Below are 16397 nucleotides of genomic sequence, written 5' to 3'. Positions count from 1 at the left end.
TCCTCCTTTGCGCGTCATCGCGGCCCCACCACGACATCGGGATAGATCGCCAGCAGGGTCGCCGGCAGCGGCTGGAAGCGCTCGATCAGGATTTCGCCGCCGCGTTCGAAGACGCCGCCGGTTTCCAGCACCTTGTCGCCGGTAAACAGCGGCACCGCCTGGTTCATCGGATCGTCGGGCAGGCGGAAAGTGATCGTCTGCGCTTCCATCGCCTGCACGCCGATCCGCAGCCCCAGCGTTTCCAGCAGCCGCAGCGTCACCCGCGGGATCCGCTTGATTTTCGCCTGCGCGGTGCCGTCGTCGCCGCCGGCCTCGATCGTCAGCGTCCGGATCCGGCTGGGATAGGGGAAGCCGGCAACGATCTTACTGCCCGCATAGAGCAGCGTCCCGTTGCCGTCATTGTCCAGCTGTACGTCGGGATGCGCCTTGCCGTCGATCAGCACGCTCACCTTGGCACCGGGCAGGTGCGGCATGCTGATCGTGCTGATCGGCGCGCCGTCGCGGCTCAACCCGGCATCGACCAGAAACGCGTCTTTCTGATCGTCACCGGTTTCCCACATCTTCTCGGCGCGCAGCACGAAATATTCGCCGCCCTTGCGCACCGAAACCCACAGCTGGTCGCGCTGCCCCGATGGGTCGGTGATCGCGCACACCGATACAGCCTTCATCCCGCCGCCCAGTTCGCGGCGCGCCCAGCCCATCACCTTTTGGCTGGGCGAATAGGTCAGGCTGGCGAGCTCGCCGTTGCGCAGCACCGCCCAGATCAGCTTTTCCGGTTCCTGCTGCCATGCGAGCTCGACGAAGCCCTTGGCGCCAAGATGCTCCGCCAGCCGCGTCAGGTCGGGCGCCTCATAGCGATCGGTCTCGATCGCATAGCCCATTTCCAGCACCTTGCGCCCCGCGCGCTGGACGAACAGCACGCGCCCATCCGCCAGCACCGGCTTCGACGTCGCGCTGCCATAGGTCGATTGGGTGACGGCCGCGATGTTCGTCGGCCCCACAGCACCAGTCGCGCCCGCCGGCCCGATCGCGATCTCGGCGCGCGCGGTGCCCACCAGCAGCTGCCGATCGGCCGCCATCCACCGCACGCTGTTCGGGTTCGGCAGCGTCACGGTGAACGCCATATCGGCGGTCACCTCGCCGAAATCGTTGCGCGCCGAGAAGTCGTTATAGTCGCCGACGACCGAGCCGTAGATCGTCGCGCCCTTGGCGAGGATCAGACGTTCGTTCCAGATCGTTACCGCCTCCGGCCAGCCGCGCGCGTTGCTGAACGCGCCGAACGTCCACCGCCAGGATGGATCGGTGATCAGGCTGTCCGCCAGCCGGCGCTTAACCGTCGCGGTTACCGTCGTGTCGTTGGTGTAGCCGGTGATCTCGACCAGGCCGAACCGGTCATAGAGATATTCCCAAAGGATGCCGTACGGCCCCTTGTCGTTGATGTCGGTGCCGACCGCGCTGCCATCCCATTCGCTGCCGCTGACATGCGTCGGGGGCACGGTGCCGGTGCGATTGTCGGACGAGAGTTGCGCCGCGCGATACACGCGCCCCTCCCATGTCCGCCGTGCGCTCAGCGTGATCCCGTCGACCCCCGGTTCCCATGCCGGCGTGTCGTTGAAATCGGCCGCCTCGATCTGGAAGAGGCCGCCGACATCGCCGGGCTGAAACAGCACGTCGTTCGCCGTGATCGTGATCGTGCCCGTCGTGCCGCTGACGCTCACCATCAGCGTCTCGTCGATATTGGGATCCGCCAGCGGGCCGCCGCGCAGCGCCATTTGCTCAAGCACGAAATTCAGCGCGCCGATCCGGTTCAGCTGCCGCGGCGGCGTCGCGCCATAGACCAGATACAGCACATCGGCCGACTGGTGGAAATCCAGCGCCCGCACCTGGTCCATCCCCCACGGCGTCGCCACTTCGAGGGGCGATCCCGGCACCGTCTCGATCCGCACGTCGTTCGTGTAGAAGCGGAAGATGTTATCGGTCGCTTCGATCACATAGGATTGGGTGACGTTGTATTCGAACGGGATCAGGCGCGCCGGCCCTCGCGCATGCTCCACGTAGCGCAGCCCCGGCGCCGCCACCGCCGGCCCCTGCAGCACCGGCACGAAGCCGAGCATTTCCTTCACGCCGAGGCCATAGATGGCCTGGTCGTTGCGCCCCCACAGCCGCGGCGAAAGCTCGCCGCCGTTGAAGCTGGTCTGCACGGGGGAGGCGCGGCCCATCAGTCGTAATTCTCGCGCGCGTCGAGCCAGTCGGAGCGGAAATCGATCCGTCCCTTGCGGTCGCCGCTCGCCAGCCCATCCTGCCGCTTCGCGCGCCGCAGCGCCTCGTCATACCCCACGGACATCCGGGCGGCGATGCTGTCCAGCGCGGTCACCGGAATGGCCAGCTCCATCGCCAGCCGATAGCCGAGGCAGTCGACGAACCCCGCTGACCATTTCGAGACATCCTCGATCCGGCGGATCCCGCGCAGCCGCAGCGGCGCTTCCGCATCGCTCAGGATGAACCGGCCTTCCTGTTCGCCGATGAAGAAGTCGCAGCTCGCCCGCTTGGGCGGCAGCCAGCGCAGCCAGTCGCCGGGGATCTCGAACGCGCGCTTATAGCCGAACGCCGGCGCATCGGCGCTCGCCGCCACCTCCGCCCGCGCGATCGCGAAATTCCAGGGATGGTCCACCAGCACGCCATCGCGCGCTTCATCCCAAACGGCCTTCGCGGCCGTGGCGGCCGCGCTCTGTTCGTCGATGCTGATGATGCGCTGCGCGCTGCCGATCAGGGCGAGAGCCCTGTTGACGATCCGGGTCTGTGACGGCGGCTGCGGCATGTTTCACGTGGGACCTGGTCGAAAGGGGTTGTGCCGCCGCCTTCCCGGCAACGCCCGCTGAGGTCGGGCGGCGGCACGCCGGTCGGCGAGGAATTACCGACCGGAAAAGTAGAGATCGATGGTCAGGATGCCGGAGCTGGGCAGCGTCGCCGCACCCACCGTCATAATCACCGTCTCATCCGCTTCGAGCGGAGCATCGTCGACCGCGGAGGCGAGGCCGAACAGCGCCGGCGCCGCCCCGGTGAAGGTTGCGGCCGCCATATACTTGCCGGCGGTGCCGGCGATGCCGACCGCGATCGTCGAGCTGCCCATCGTCGCCGAAGCATTGATGATGCCGAAGGCGAAGGCGCAGCCGCCGGGGATCTTGCCCAGCACGTTCGTGTCACCGCTCGCCCGCGCCACTGTCGCCTGCGAGAGGTCGAGGGTCGCGCGGATGCGCCGCATGCGCGACTGATACACACGGCCATCGGCCTTCTTGGCCGGAATGACCGTGCCGTCGAGGACACCAACGGTCTCGGCGGAATAACCTTGTGCCATTTCATGTCACCTCACTTGCTGGATGACCGGCGGACCGTTGGCGATCCGCCAGCGATCAGGGTTACGCCGCTTCGAGGCAGAGCATCTGGAAGCACTTGTCTTCCAGAATGCGGGTGGCCGCACCGCAGGTATAACCCGCGATTTGCGTCGAGTGGTTCTTGTCGGCGCGCTCGTCGATCTTGCCCTTGAAATCGAGCCAGGTGCCGAAGTGCATGCCGCCGGGCATGAAGAACGGCACGCGCCGATAGCCGGTGCCGTCCACCGTCAGCGACGCCGCGAGCGGATAAGCCTTGGTGTTGCCGATCTCGGCCATCACGAAGCGGAAGCCGAGGAACGTCACCACCTTGCCGCTCTGCAGCGCCTGCACGTCGAGCGGGTTGAAGTCGCGCGACTGGATCTGGCTGATCTTCAGCAGATCTTCCAGCTGGGCGCCGGTGATGATCGCGATCGGCATCTCGCCCTCGCTCTCGGCGAACGCCTGCACGAAGTTGCGGCGCATGCGGATCAGCTTGTTCAGCGTGATGCCGCCGGGGGTGCCGGTCTGCCCATAGTCCACCGCCATGATGTTGGCGGACTTGAAGGGCACCGCGGTCGCGCCTTCCTCGCCGGTATAGGCCGTGCCGTAGAAGCCCTGCAGCCAGCGATCGTCCTGCGCGCGGCGGATCGCCTTCGCGGTCTGCGTCGCGATCGGCGACTTCAGGCCAACTTCGGTCGCCATCTCGTCGTCGGGATCGATCAGCGGCGCCACGGATTGCCGCTTCGGCTTCACCAGCCAGCGCCGGTTGACGTCGGTGTCGGTGTTCTGCGTGTCGCCGTTGCGGGTGTCGATCTCGCGCGCGACCAGTTCATCGAAGCGATCTTCGATCTGGACCTTCTTGCCCGTGTAGCTGCCTTGCGTCGCCAGCGGCTTCAACTTGCCCGGCATTTCGTTGAGCGCGAAGGTAACTGCCTTGCGATACTCAACGGTACGTGTGACTTCGGCCCAATTCTCGGCCATTACAGCCTCCTGAAAGAAACCCGGTTGATGGTGAGTTTCGATCGGGATGGCCGCCGAACGGCGGGGCCGGTCTGGCGGTTTAACGTCCGCCTACGACGCCGCGGCTTTCGCGGGAGCACCGGGGCCGCGCCCTTGCGGGAACGGGATGGCCGGAAAGTCGGAGGGATTGGACGCGGCTTCCCCCGGTGCCGATGGGGCCGGAAAATGAGTCCGGCCCCGGTTTCTGTCAAGCCTGATTTCAACCGCCCTGCGCGAGCCGGATCTCCTTTGCCGCGGCCGCCTTCACCAGCCGGTTATATTCCGCCTGCGCGGCCACATCACCGCTCGCCACCTTGGCGCGCCACCCCGCATCCTTCATCTTCGCTTCAAGCACCGCGTCGGGATCGCCGCCGCCATAGCCGCCACCGTCGCCACCATCGACGCGCAACGCCTCGCCGGCCTTGTCCGCCAGCCCCAGCATGAACCGCGCGGCCGGCCCGGTGCCGAGGCGCTTGACCAGATCCTCCGCCACATCCTGCGCCTTGTCGCCGGTCAGCTGGCGGAACAGCTGCTGCATTTGCGGCGCGCGCTGATCGTAATCGGGGTACTCCGCCTTGAGCGCCGCCAGCCCGGCTTCGTCCGCAGCCGCTGCGGCCGAGATCGCGTCGCTGGTCTGCGCGTTGAAGAACTCGGCGATGCCCTTCGCCTGGGAGACATTCAGCCCCAGCTTGTGCGCGATCGGGCGGAACGCGGCGGCGAGATCGGTATCGCCTTCCACGCCCTCCAAACCGGGGATCTCATACTTCGCGGCATCGGCCGGGCGGCCGAGCGCGTCATACACCTTGCCCCAGTCATCTTCGCTCGCCCCCTCGCCGGGGATGACGAACTTCGATTTCGCCACCTTGTGCGCCTCAAGATGCGCCCGCGCGAGCGCAGGCACGTCCGCAAAGCGGCTCAGCGTCGCGTCGCCGCGCATCTCTTCCGGCAGCGCACCCATCCATTCCGGAGCAACGCCACCACCGCCGCCGCCACCGCCACCGCCACCGCCGGCGCCGCCTTCGCCGCCGCCTTCACCACCGGCGCCACCCCCGTCGACTTCACTCATCGTCTTCCTCCCTCAGTTCACGTGTGAGAGCGGCCAGCCGGCGCTGATCGAGCCGGAGACCGCCGAGAATGTGCAGATAAACTTCGCGCCGCCCTGCCATGCGGGCATGCTCATAGGGATCGGCCCGGAACGACGTCACATCGCCCCCGCAGGCGTGCGCCAGTTCGTCGAGGAACCGCACCGCGTCTTCCGTCAACTCGCCGTCGGCGCCGACGAACAGCCGCTGATACACCCGATGCCGGCGGAACAGCGCCGCGATCCGCGCGCGCACCTGCGAAACGCGCGTGCGCGCCGCCCGCACGATCGCCGCCGCTTCCTCATCAAGCCGCATTGACCGCCTCCGCCTGGCTGAGATCGTTCGCCACCTTCGACACGATCGGCGCCGCGGTCAGCAGGCGTTCCGCCGCGGCCGCATCGGCCTGTGCCTGCTCGGCGGCCGCCTTTTCTTCGTCGGTCGCCTCCCAGCTCGCCGGCACCGAATGGATGTAGCCGAGGCCACGCACCAGCTTTTCGAACGGATAGATGCTCAGGAACTGGTCCAGCATCTCCGGCCGCGCACTGATGATCGGCGTCACCCCTTCCAGCAGGCGATAGAAGCCGCCGGCGGACTGCGCTTTCTGGACGCGCGCCAGCGGATTGTCATAGCCGAGCTGGTAGAGCCCGCCGGCCTCGACGACTTCCGGCGGCATGTCGTCGAGCAGCCCCATTTCCCACATCAGGTCGATCTCGCGATCGGTCTGCGGGTTGAGCCATTCGGTTTCCTGCCGGCCGAGCGGCGCCAGCAGCACGCCCGTCTCCGCCTTGCGCTCCATGATGTCGACTGCGGTCACATGGCTCTTGAGCTCCTGATTGACCAGATACAGGTCATTCCAGAACGCGCGGTCGACCAGCGCCGCGGTGCGCTCCTGCAGCTGCAGCGCGTCGTTCAGGTCGGCGCCGTCGAACATCGCGCGCACCATCTGGTTGCCGCGATCGTCGAGGCCGCCATAGGTCACCCCGTTGGGCGTGAGCTGGATCCCGTAATCCAGCATGTCGTCGCCGGCGAGCAACGGCGGCCGCGCCTTGAACTCGATCGCCGTCACCAGGTCGCGCATCATCCGCTGCAGCGCCTTGACCGCGGGCAGCACCGTCATCGCCGGCGATCGGCCCCACGTCTCGCGCGGGCTCTTTTCGAAGCGGCTGACGATCAGCGGCATCGTGCGATAGCCACCCACGCTGAACAGCTCGCGCGAATTGAGCTCGACATAGCAGCTCGCGATCGGCTTGCCCCGCCAGTCGATATGCCCCGGTTCATGCCTGCTGTTCGGCTCGATCACGTGCAGATAGGTGATCTTGTCTTCCGACCGCCGGATATCGGTCGCCATTTCCTTCGCCTTTTCGGGCGCCGCCGCACCCCAGCGCTGGATGGACTGGCGCGCCGTCAGCTCGAATTTGCGGTGGACCGTGTCCACGCGGCCCCACGCATCCTCCATGATGTAGAGCTGGCCGATATGCTCGCTGCGATAGAAGATCCCCATCGGCCGGCCCTGCCGGTCGCGGCGCAGCTCCGGCCACATCCCCTGCGTCCCGAACGCCAGAAGGCTCGCGATGCTTTCATGCGCCTGCGTATCGAAGCCGGATTGCGGCGCGCTCCGCAGCGCGAACAGCTGCGACGTCTTGCGCTCATACCATTCGCGCACCCGCTGGGTTTTCAGCAGCGCGTCGTCGCGCGGTTCCAGCGTCTGCCAGCGCTGCCCGCGCGGGATGACATAGGCTTCGAAGGTCGCGATGCCGCGATCGAGCGCGAGGATGGCGCGTTCGTCGTAGATCCGGCGCATCCGCGCCAGCCCCTCCGTCCAGCCATTGCCCAGAAACTCGCTTTGCCGCGGGAGGACATGCTCGGCGATGTCGTTCCACATCGTTTCGAAATTGGTGCGCGACAGCTCCATCACGCCCTGGCGGTGAAGGATCGCATCGACATCGTGCAGCATCGTATCGGCTCCGTTGCCCCTCCGCGCCGGGCGCGCGCGAAGGGGGAGAGGGGGGGTCAGAACGCCAGGCTACCGGACGGGAATTCGGCTTCCGCGCCGCCACCGGCCGGCAAGGGGGCCGAAAGCTCGACCTTGGCGACGATGCGGCCCGAAGGATGCCCCAGCCACACGCCGAGGATCCTGTGGTGCGCCCCGTCGCGGCGCAGCGTCAGCGCCCGCATGTAGACCGCACGGCCGCTCTGCACCGCCCAGTCCGCCGGCGAGGTCTCGATCGCCGGCAGTTCGTCGATCGGGCCGCTCGCATCCGCCAGCACGATGAACATCGGCCCGTCACGCGTCATGTCGATCGCGCGCTGGCTGTCCGTCCGGTTGTCCCAATCGGGCTTTCCGGTCAGGTCCGGTTCCGGCACCGGCTGTTCGGCGGCGCCGACGTCGATCGCCGGCCCCGGCTCGGTCGCATCCAGCGTCTGCGGCTTGGCATTTTCGACATCGTCGCCGACGCCACGCACCGGCTGCGCCTGGTCGGGCACCGGATCGTCCAGCCCGGCCGTCTCGCCATCCTCAAGCCGTTCCTCACCGCCCTGATCGCCGCCCTGATCGTTGCTGGTCTGATCGCCTTCGTCGCCTTCGCCACCGTCATCGTTGGTCTCGCCGCCCTCGATGTCGTCGAGCTCCGCCGCGATCGCTTCCAGCGCGCCCTTGCGGGCACCGTCGCCCTTAGCTTCCTCGAGCCTCAGCAGCTGCTCGAGCTGTTCCTTCGACAGGTCGTTGAGCTCCGCCTTGAAGTCGTCGAGCTTCATCGCGGAAATTTCGTCAATCGCTTTCGTCATCGTCAGTCTCCCAATGTGCCGGATCACTCGCCCAGCAAGACTTTCGCACCCGGCGTCACCGCTTCCGCGCCGCCACCGGTCAGCTCATTCGCCCCCGCACCCCTGCGGCGGCGCAACGCATCCTCGCGCCGCGCCGCTTCCGTTGCCGCATTCCGCGTCACCACCGGCGGCGGCGCGGCCACCTTCGGCTTTTTCGCGATCCCGGTGACCAATCCCGCCAGCGGCGAAACCAGCCATTTGACTGCACCACCCATTACGCAGCACCTCCTGAGAAATAATCGTTTCCGAAGTTGACACGGGCGCGCCGGTTTTGTCCGCGGCGGCGCCGGTCTTTCCCATTGACCTCGCGCACCGCATCGCCATCAGCCAGCGCGAGATACTGCAGCGCGTCCTGACTATGACTGAACATATTCTTTGAAGGTTCGTTCGCGAACCGGCCTGTGCCGTCGCCGATCGCCACCCGCTGGTAATGATACCCGCCGAGGAAGCCGCGACGCAGGATCTTGCAATCCGCGCTCATCAGGAACCCGTCATGGCGCAGCATGGGCTGGCGGACGACTTCCAGCCGGGTGTGAAGCCGGTTCGTCCGCGCCGGCCGGATGCGATAGCCGATGATGCCGGCCACGATCTCCATCCAGCTCTTTTCGTTGCCGCTGTTGTCGGTGCCGTCCTTCGCCGAGGGGTCGCACCAGAACTCGATCAGCACGTTGCGATCGAATTCATCGTCGATCAGCCGCGGCCCGCCATTGTGGCCGCGCAGATCGCCCTCGCCGGGGCGATAATGGTGCGGGAACTTGTCGACCAGCCAAGCGCGCAGCGCCTGGCCGAAGCGGGTGGCGCCGGCCTTGCCCAGCGTCTCGCCTTCCTCCGCGAACACCGCGAGCTCGCCCAGCACGCGCAGATCGCCCAGCGAGGTACGCTGCCCGGCGACGGCCGCCGGCGTCAGCCCGCCGTCCAGGCCGATCACCAGCGTCCGCGACCGGTCGGCCTGCAGGGGTTCCGTGGCGACGTGGCGCGCGAAGTCGAATTCCGGATAGACCGGCTGGCCGATCACTACCGGCGCAAACTGGTTTTTCAGCATGCGGTTGATGTAGTTTTTCGACTTGTTGACTGCGATTTGCCGCTCGTAATAGCCTAGCGGCAGGTTTGCCAAATTCTCGGCGTTCGGATTGACCGAATTGTCATCGAGAATGGCGCGCGGCTGCTGATAGAATTCGATCAGCGGTTGACCTTGCAGCACCGGCGACAGTGCTTTCGCCACGCCATCGTCAAGTTCATTGTCGATGAACAGCTTGTACGTGTAATTGTCGATGTCGGGCGCGTTGAAATCCATGATGATTTGGGGATCGACCACCAGTTTCGGATCGAGATCCGAGAAACGGCCGACGCGACCGCTCAGATACTCCCAAACGCCCTGCGCCAGCGTGTCCGCCTCGTTGATCCACGCCGCGTTGATCTCCCAGCCGCGCAACGCCTGCTCGACCGACTTGTCACCGATCGCACGAAACTCCGCTTCGAGATCCAGCACGTCGATCGCGCGGCCGTTTTCGTCCTTCCGCAGCACGATTTGCACCTTGTGGCTGCGCGGCGCGTCGCCGGTGAACTTGCCGATATGCTTCGGCACCAGCCGGAACCACGACGGCAGCACGTTTTCATCGATATTGGGGTAGGTATCGCGGATCACGCCCACCTTGGCCTTGCGCCAGGTGACGCCCTGCCGATCGACGCGGCCCTTCTGCATCGCGCCGATCCGCAGCAGCTTCTGGCAGCACGTCAGCGTCTTTCCCGACCCGACCGGCCCCATGATCCCGCACACGAACGCCCGCGACTGGAGAAACCGCGCGGCCACCGGCCCGACCGGCTGCAGCCGGGTGACACCAAAGGGGGCGCTCACGCCGCGACCCCCAGCGTGCGCGCCAGCGCCAGCGCGTGGCTTTCCTCGATTTTCCTACGGATAACGTGCGCACACGCATCCCGATCGAGGCCGTTGTTGCGAGACCAGTGATGGGGCATGCCGAGGCATTCGATCAGATCTGCCTGCGTGAGTTCGACAGGGCCGCAGTTCGCCTCGATATACTTGGCGATCAGATCGGTGCGCTGGCGTAGCGGCGAGCTCACTTGCCACCCCGCTTGACAGCGCCCGCGCCCGGGCGCAGCGTCTCGCCCGACGAAGCCCGGCTGCCCGCCACCGCTCCGAGATAATTCCCGTGCCCGCCCGCCGCGATTGCGTTCCGGGCGCTCCCCGGTTCAACCCGCGCCCGTGCCCGCTTGGCAGACCCCGAATTTTCCGGCTCCGCTGCCAGCAGGGCGATCCGTAGGAATTTCTGGCTGCGACGTGCGCAGGGGCCGGATGGGCAGGCGGCGCCCCCAAGGGGGGCGGCACCCCCCCGGCGGCCACCGCCAGCGGCGCGGCACGGCCGGCGATCGGCGCACAGCCTCGAAAGCTGACGACGGAGCGCCGAAAAGCGAGGCATATCAACGCTTTGCGCGATCCATTCCGACGATGTCATTCCGACGCCTCCCGATCGCCATGCGTAAGTGACTGATTTTCCTCGAAATCCGGTTGGAGCGGATCGACATCGACGAATTCGGCCTCGACCAGCCCGGCGATCTCCTGCGCGGTGTGTGTCAGCCCCTCGATCGCCAGCGTCAGATCGCCCTTGACGCTCAGATCGACGGCGACGGGCATCTTGCCCTCCATGTACGGCGCGAGCTCGGCGGCCGCCGACTTGATCACCGCCAGCGCCTCGATCGGCTTGCACCCCAGCTGCGCCGCCAGGACGTCGGCAGGCGTCGACTGGATCGCCGCCAGCGTTTCCAGCGGGTGCGTGTAGCGGCTGGCGAGGTAATCCCGCCAGGCGCCCGTCGCCCTGTTCTTCGCACCCCGCGGCCGACCACGGCCCCGCGGCAGCGCATCGACTTCCGCCTTGGTCGGCGCCCGATCGGCGGGCAGCAGCGCCAGCTGCTCCGCATCGGCGCCCCGCACCGGCAGCGACCCGGCCTGCTCGACGGCATCGGCCACCGCCGACGCGATGCCAGCGTCACGCGCAGCCATATCCACCCCCTATTTTATTCTTTTTCAGAGGCTTAGCGGCGCGCGGGGCGATCGCGGCGAAGAAAGTTCCCACGGTTCCCAACCAAAAGCGGGCTTGGGAACCGCGTTGGGAACGATTTTTTCGGCCTATCTCAACAAGATAGGTAAATAGTTCCCAAGTTCCCAATAAATAGACATGACCCCAGACGCGCGTGCACGCGCATGCGCGCATATCATCATGCGCGCGCGAGGCTTGGGAACTTGGGAACTTTCGTGTCAAGTGATTGAAAATGCGAGGGAATAAAGTTCCCAATCGCGGTTCCCACGAAAGTTCCCAATTCCAGTTGGGAACTTTCCCCCGCGCCCGATCGCAGACCGACAGCGGCCCGCCGGCCACTGCATTGACGTCATACGGGAACGGGCGCGGGAGCGCAAAAAAAATTGCGCGGCGGGCGCGGGTGCGGGCGCTTCGCGCTAGGTCGAGCCTTCGCGCGGCGATGGACGATAAGGAGTGCCCGCGCACCGGTTTGATTGACCTCCGGCCAATCAAACCTGCGGGCACGCGTTGGCCTGACGGCGGCCGGCAGCACGCGCAGGGGCATAAATAAAAATCTTGATGTGTGGATTGACAACCAGAATAGGGCCGCTTTATAGGAACTGCAACGGCGCTGGAATTGTCCGCGCCAAGGGTCAGAAAGGACCGCAAATGCCCACCATCGATCGCTCCGCAACCGCCAAAGCCATGGCCAAGGCAATTGCTTTCAAGGCCGTTGGCAAGGACGCCGAGGCGGAGAAATGGGCGCGGGAGCTCGTCCGCCTGCTGCAGTGCGCGAACATCCTGCGATAAGTTTTTCTCATCACGAACGGCGCCGGCACGGGCCGCGCCATGGGTCAGAAAGGACCGATCATGAAGACCACCGATCTCTATCAGACCATCACCGACACCATCGTTGCGGCGATCGAGGCGGGCACCAAGCCCTGGGCGTGCGACTGGACGCGCAGCGGCGTCCAGTCGATGGATCCGCGGCGCCACAACGGCGAGCGCTATCGCGGCATCAACGTGCTGCTGCTGACCATGTCGGCGCAGATCAACGGCTATGCCGGCGGCACTTGGATGACCTACCGGCAGGCGCAGGATCTCGGCGGGCAGGTGCGCCGCGGCGAAAAGGCGACCCCCATCGTCTATTTCAAGATGTTGGAGCGGGAACGCACGAACACGCGCACCGGCGAGACGGAGGATTACTTGATCCCCATGCTCAAGAGCTACAGCGTGTTCAACGTCGACCAGATCGACGGCCTTCCCGAACGCTTCTATCCGGCGCCGGTCGCGCTCATCACCGGCAAGGAGCGCGACACCGTCGCCGAGGCGGCCATCCGCTCTAGCGGCGCCAGCATCCGCGAAGACGGCGGCGACCGCGCTTTCTACCGCCCCTCGACGGACAGCATCCACCTGCCGGCCTTCGATCGCTTCCACACCGTCGGCGGCTATCTCGCGACCATGGCGCACGAAGTCATCCACTGGACGGGCGCAAAGACCCGCCTCGATCGGCGCGGCGGCGAGACGTTCGGCGATAAGGCATACGCCTTCGAGGAATTGGTCGCGGAGATCGGCGCCGCCTTCATCTGCGGCCGCCTTGGCATCGCCGGCGAGCATCTGGACAACCACGCCGCCTATCTCGGCAGCTGGGTCAAGATCCTGCGCGGCGACAAGCGTGCAATCTTCAAGGCCGCGTCGCTGGCGCAGGCTGCGGCCGATCTGGCGCTCGCCGGCGCCGACGAGATCGCCGCCGAGGCCGCCGCGCATGAGGCGCCGTTGCGGATGGTGCTCGCCGCCTAACCGGCGGGCACGGGGAGCGATGGACATCATCCATCCTCCCCGTCATTCGTTGCGAACGCCGCGTAGGGCACCAGCACAGACCATTCGGCCCGCGCGCCGATCTTCACTTTCTGCCGACGATGCGCCCCCGGAATGCGCGCCAGCGCCTGAGACCACACCCCCTTGGACCAGCGCGTTTCACGCAGCAGCAGATCCAGCCCTTGGTGCGAATTGGCCACCGCCACGAACAGCGCCAGGCCCTTGTCATTGTCGGGCTTGGGCGGCCCGCCGCCGCGATAGCGCTTGACGCAGGCTTTCCCATCCTCGCCGACCTCGCGCAGTGCCGTCACCAGCACCATGCCGTGCATCTGCAGGCGCCGCTGCACCTTGTCGACGTCGGCGCCGGCATCGCCCATCAGGCTCGGCAGGCCGGCCGCCAGCGCGCGGTTGATCCACATCGCCACCGTTTCCGGTTCCTCGCCGCCGCGCCCCTGCGCGACGCTGGTCGCGATGCGCCGGGCCGCCTGTTCGCCTTCGCCCTCATCCTCCGCCTTTTCGGCCAGGTGGCGCGCGTCGAGCCCTTCCGCGATCGTCCGGATATGTTCGTTGTCGCCCGCGTCGTACAGCAGCAGATCCGCGCAGGCGAGCAAGGTGCCGAACTGATCCTGCATGCGCGGATCGTGGCCGACGTCGGCGAGCTCGGCGCGATACGCCTGCAGCACCAGGTCGAGCCGGTGCCACTCATCAACCATGCGCCGGCGGATCATTCCGCCCCACGCTGTGAGCTCTTTGGCGTCGATGTCGGGCACGGCCGCGTTTTCGGGGATCGGCTGCAGCTCAAGGATGGCCATGCGGCTGCGATCGGCGGAATTGAGCGGCGGGATGAGGATCGATGAAAACAGGAAACTCGATCGCATCGTGAAATCATGTGCGACGTGATCGGATCCGCCGCGGCCCATCTTGGCGCCACTGGCGGCGAGGCGCGCCAGCTTGATGATCGATTGCGCGCGGCGATCGTCGCCTTCCGCCTCGAGCTCATCCAGCGCGATCGGCAGCGTCCGCATTTTCAGCGTCTGCCGCACCCATGCCTCTGTCACATCGGCCGCCTGCAGCAGGCCGTTGGTGCCCATCACCAGCTCGACGACTTTCTGCAGCGTCGATTTGCCGGTGCCGCGGCCGCCGGTCACCCACACCGCCGGCCGCCATTCCAGCGCACCGCAGACCGATGCGGCCGCGATCCATCCCAGCATCAGCAGCGCGTCAAGCGTGCCGCGTTCCCAATGCCAGGTGCGGATGAGCCCCAGCAGATCCTCACCCACCCTGGTTGTCACCGGATCGTACCACGGGCGCGGGGTGCGCGGCGCTGCCGGATAGATCATGTCGCCCAGCACGCCAGGCTGACCCCATTGCTCGCCGGCCGGCTGGTCGCCCCGCCACACCGCGTCGCCACAGTGCAGCACCAGCGAACCATCGTCCGCGCGGTGCGCGCCGGCGCCGCGCACCTTGCCCTCCGGTGTCCACAGCCCGATGTCGGCGCAGGATTTCCGCAGCGCGCGCGCGGCCTGTTCGGGCCGCCAGCCTGTAATCGGAAAGTTGCCGTCTTTGTCCGGCTTTCCCCAACGCGGCCAGATCCGGTCGACCAGATCGACGCGACGGCCGAACAACCCCTCGATATTGCCCTTTTCCAGTTCCTTACTCTTGAGCGAGCGGATCTGTTTCAGCTCATCAAGGAAATAATACATGCCATCGAACGTGCCGAGCGGATCGATCGGGATTTCGATCGGCAGCCCGTCACGCTGCCGGCTGTTCGGCCCGTGATACTCCGGATCCTCGATCGACCAGCTGCGCCGGTTGCGTTCGGGCACGGGTTCGGGGCCAGGCCGCGCAGCGGCCGCGCCATTGATCGGCACCACCTTGGCGCCGTCGATCAGCGCGCCCAGCTTGTCGAGCCCGCCTTTGCGATTGCCCCCCCGGCTGGCCACTTATGCCGCCTCCATCCGGATCAGATCGTTCGGATCCTTCACGCCTTCCGGCATCTCGACCACCGCCACCGTCACACCCCTCGCTTGCTGCGCCTCGATCGCCAGCCGCAGCTGTTCGGCCGCCGGCGATCCGGGCGGATCATTCTGTTTCAGGATCACCAGCCGCCCCGTCGTGCGCGGCGGGATGATGATGTTCGCGATGTTGCTCAGGCTCACCGCCGCCAGCACGCGCAGCTCCGGCCGCGCGCACGCGGCCGAAAGCGCATCCTCGATCCCTTCGGACATGAAGATATCCACGTCGCCCGGCAGGTCGCGCAGCGTCACGCGGTGCGCGCCCTTCCACACGGGAATATAGCCGCCGACGTCGCGATAGACCCCCAGCGTCGATTTCGGATCGGGCATGTCCGCCTTGCCCCAGCTGCCATCCGCCCGCTGCGCCAGCCAGGTGCGATGCGTCGCCACCTGCCGGCCTTCCTGCTCGCCGGCGCTGGAAAGGATCCGCGCGATCATCGCCGGCAGCCGCGGCGCCTCTTGCCCTTCCATGGCCAGCTGCCCGCACGGCACCGCCGGATGCCATTTCAGCGCACCCGGCGCATATTGCTGCCCGCGCACTTCCAGACAGCTCAGGTCGATGCCGCGCCCGGTCAGGTACTGCTCAACCGGCGTGTCGACGATCGACGTCGCCCGCCGATCGGTGAACAGCGCCAGCGCCGCCCGGCGCCGCTTCTCCGCCTGTTTCGCCGCGTCGATCCGCGTCCGCGCGGCCGCGCGCTGCACTTCCGCGCGCCGCGTCGCCAGCCGGTCAGGATCCAGATTGTCCATGCCGAGATAGGATCGCGCCCACGCGATCGCGCTCCGCTTGTCGCCGCCGAACCGCACCAGCGCGACCAGGTCGAGCATGTCGCCCTTGCCCTGCGCCATGCCCGGGTTGAAATCATGCCAGTGGCCCGGGTTGCCGCCGCTCACATTGACGACCAGCGACTGCCCCTTGCTGTCAGCCAGATCGCCGGTGCGCCAGTGGATCCCAGATCGATGCCCGTTCGGGAAAAGGTACGGCGCCAGGCTGGGCGCCATCGCGTTCAGCAGCCCCGCGATCGTCTGGATCTCTTCCAGTCGCCGGCGCCGCTCCGCTTCGTCGCGGATCCTCGACATCGCTACGCCCCAAGGTTGGAGGCGGCCGATACGCTGGCCGCCTCCGCCCCGGTGCGACCCGTGGGGCTAACCGATGATGGGAATGCGCGTGTCACCGCCCGCGCTCACCCGGCAGGGGAAGCGGCTGCGTGCGCGTCGCGCCGGTCACGAAATTTGATCCAGAATGGGAGCATTCTC

Annotated in this window: 16 protein-coding genes; 2 read left to right on the top strand and 14 right to left on the bottom strand. The window is 66.8% G+C overall.

What is annotated here, in order from left to right; all coding sequences use genetic code 11:
- Window positions 1-14: 14 nt before the first annotated feature.
- From FHS96_RS24765 to FHS96_RS24710, 12 genes are all read right to left on the bottom strand, one after another.
- Window positions 15-2219 carry a phage tail protein gene (locus tag FHS96_RS24765; RefSeq protein WP_429598266.1) on the bottom strand — a complete coding sequence of 735 codons (2205 nt, stop codon included), beginning with the start codon at window positions 2217-2219 and terminating at the stop codon, window positions 15-17.
- Window positions 2219-2818: a phage connector family protein gene (locus tag FHS96_RS24760; protein ID WP_429598264.1), complete on the bottom strand. Its 600-nt coding sequence runs from the start codon at window positions 2816-2818 to the stop codon at window positions 2219-2221. Before FHS96_RS24760 ends, FHS96_RS24765 begins: the two co-directional genes overlap by 1 nt.
- Window positions 2819-2911: 93 nt before the next feature.
- Complete coding sequence (locus FHS96_RS24755; RefSeq protein ID WP_429598262.1) at window positions 2912-3355, bottom strand: hypothetical protein; 444 nt, start codon at window positions 3353-3355, stop codon at window positions 2912-2914.
- A gap of 61 nt (window positions 3356-3416) precedes the next feature.
- Window positions 3417-4352, bottom strand: coding sequence for a phage capsid protein (locus FHS96_RS24750; protein WP_429598260.1), 936 nt, complete (start codon window positions 4350-4352; stop codon window positions 3417-3419).
- Between the two features lie 238 nt (window positions 4353-4590).
- Window positions 4591-5436, bottom strand: coding sequence for a hypothetical protein (locus tag FHS96_RS24745; protein WP_429598258.1), 846 nt, complete (start codon window positions 5434-5436; stop codon window positions 4591-4593).
- A complete protein-coding gene (locus FHS96_RS24740; protein ID WP_429598256.1) occupies window positions 5429-5767 on the bottom strand; it encodes a Bbp19 family protein in 339 nt (112 codons plus the stop codon). The genes FHS96_RS24745 and FHS96_RS24740 overlap by 8 nt, the downstream gene beginning before the upstream one ends.
- Entirely contained in the window at window positions 5757-7406 is a 1650-nt protein-coding gene (locus FHS96_RS24735) for a portal protein (RefSeq protein ID WP_429598254.1), read from the bottom strand. The genes FHS96_RS24740 and FHS96_RS24735 overlap by 11 nt, the downstream gene beginning before the upstream one ends.
- Window positions 7407-7462: 56 nt before the next feature.
- Window positions 7463-8236: a hypothetical protein gene (locus FHS96_RS24730; RefSeq protein WP_429598252.1), complete on the bottom strand. Its 774-nt coding sequence runs from the start codon at window positions 8234-8236 to the stop codon at window positions 7463-7465.
- Between the two features lie 23 nt (window positions 8237-8259).
- Window positions 8260-8490, bottom strand: a complete 231-nt coding sequence (locus tag FHS96_RS24725; RefSeq protein WP_429598250.1) for a hypothetical protein — start codon at window positions 8488-8490, stop codon at window positions 8260-8262.
- Complete coding sequence (locus FHS96_RS24720) at window positions 8490-10130, bottom strand: hypothetical protein (protein WP_429598248.1); 1641 nt, start codon at window positions 10128-10130, stop codon at window positions 8490-8492. The genes FHS96_RS24725 and FHS96_RS24720 overlap by 1 nt, the downstream gene beginning before the upstream one ends.
- Complete coding sequence (locus tag FHS96_RS24715; RefSeq protein ID WP_429598246.1) at window positions 10127-10354, bottom strand: hypothetical protein; 228 nt, start codon at window positions 10352-10354, stop codon at window positions 10127-10129. Before FHS96_RS24715 ends, FHS96_RS24720 begins: the two co-directional genes overlap by 4 nt.
- Window positions 10355-10742: 388 nt before the next feature.
- A complete protein-coding gene (locus tag FHS96_RS24710) occupies window positions 10743-11291 on the bottom strand; it encodes a hypothetical protein (protein WP_429598244.1) in 549 nt (182 codons plus the stop codon).
- 685 nt (window positions 11292-11976) lie between these two features.
- On the opposite strand from FHS96_RS24710, the gene FHS96_RS24705 reads away from it, so the two are divergent.
- Window positions 11977-12117 carry a hypothetical protein gene (locus FHS96_RS24705; protein WP_429598242.1) on the top strand — a complete coding sequence of 47 codons (141 nt, stop codon included), beginning with the start codon at window positions 11977-11979 and terminating at the stop codon, window positions 12115-12117.
- Between the two features lie 60 nt (window positions 12118-12177).
- The gene (locus FHS96_RS24700) at window positions 12178-13107 is read left to right on the top strand and encodes an ArdC family protein (protein WP_429598240.1); all 930 of its coding nucleotides are present in this window, start codon (window positions 12178-12180) and stop codon (window positions 13105-13107) included.
- A 26-nt stretch (window positions 13108-13133) separates the two neighbouring features.
- Here the strand turns inward: FHS96_RS24700 and FHS96_RS24695 are convergent, their stop codons facing one another.
- Window positions 13134-15068: a hypothetical protein gene (locus FHS96_RS24695; RefSeq protein WP_429598238.1), complete on the bottom strand. Its 1935-nt coding sequence runs from the start codon at window positions 15066-15068 to the stop codon at window positions 13134-13136.
- Window positions 15069-16220: a DUF7146 domain-containing protein gene (locus FHS96_RS24690; RefSeq protein WP_429598236.1), complete on the bottom strand. Its 1152-nt coding sequence runs from the start codon at window positions 16218-16220 to the stop codon at window positions 15069-15071.
- Window positions 16221-16397: the final 177 nt, after the last annotated feature.

It is taken from the genome of Sphingomonas zeicaulis (assembly GCF_050433225.1).
Classification (GTDB): domain Bacteria; phylum Pseudomonadota; class Alphaproteobacteria; order Sphingomonadales; family Sphingomonadaceae; genus Sphingomonas_D; species Sphingomonas_D zeicaulis.
The sequence above is the reverse complement of the archived record's forward strand: the minus strand, read 5'-3'. Positions and strand labels throughout refer to the sequence as shown.

Coding starts and splice junctions, on each gene's coding strand:
- FHS96_RS24745 (WP_429598258.1), bottom strand. CDS start 5,436: ATGAGTGAAGTCGACGGGGGTGGCGCCGGTGGTGAAGGCGGCGGCGAA.
- FHS96_RS24735 (WP_429598254.1), bottom strand. CDS start 7,406: ATGCTGCACGATGTCGATGCGATCCTTCACCGCCAGGGCGTGATGGAG.
- FHS96_RS24755 (WP_429598262.1), bottom strand. CDS start 3,355: ATGGCACAAGGTTATTCCGCCGAGACCGTTGGTGTCCTCGACGGCACG.
- FHS96_RS24760 (WP_429598264.1), bottom strand. CDS start 2,818: ATGCCGCAGCCGCCGTCACAGACCCGGATCGTCAACAGGGCTCTCGCC.
- FHS96_RS24705 (WP_429598242.1), top strand. CDS start 11,977: ATGCCCACCATCGATCGCTCCGCAACCGCCAAAGCCATGGCCAAGGCA.
- FHS96_RS24700 (WP_429598240.1), top strand. CDS start 12,178: ATGAAGACCACCGATCTCTATCAGACCATCACCGACACCATCGTTGCG.
- FHS96_RS24730 (WP_429598252.1), bottom strand. CDS start 8,236: ATGACGAAAGCGATTGACGAAATTTCCGCGATGAAGCTCGACGACTTC.
- FHS96_RS24710 (WP_429598244.1), bottom strand. CDS start 11,291: ATGGCTGCGCGTGACGCTGGCATCGCGTCGGCGGTGGCCGATGCCGTC.
- FHS96_RS24765 (WP_429598266.1), bottom strand. CDS start 2,219: ATGGGCCGCGCCTCCCCCGTGCAGACCAGCTTCAACGGCGGCGAGCTT.
- FHS96_RS24725 (WP_429598250.1), bottom strand. CDS start 8,490: ATGGGTGGTGCAGTCAAATGGCTGGTTTCGCCGCTGGCGGGATTGGTC.
- FHS96_RS24740 (WP_429598256.1), bottom strand. CDS start 5,767: ATGCGGCTTGATGAGGAAGCGGCGGCGATCGTGCGGGCGGCGCGCACG.
- FHS96_RS24750 (WP_429598260.1), bottom strand. CDS start 4,352: ATGGCCGAGAATTGGGCCGAAGTCACACGTACCGTTGAGTATCGCAAG.
- FHS96_RS24690 (WP_429598236.1), bottom strand. CDS start 16,220: ATGTCGAGGATCCGCGACGAAGCGGAGCGGCGCCGGCGACTGGAAGAG.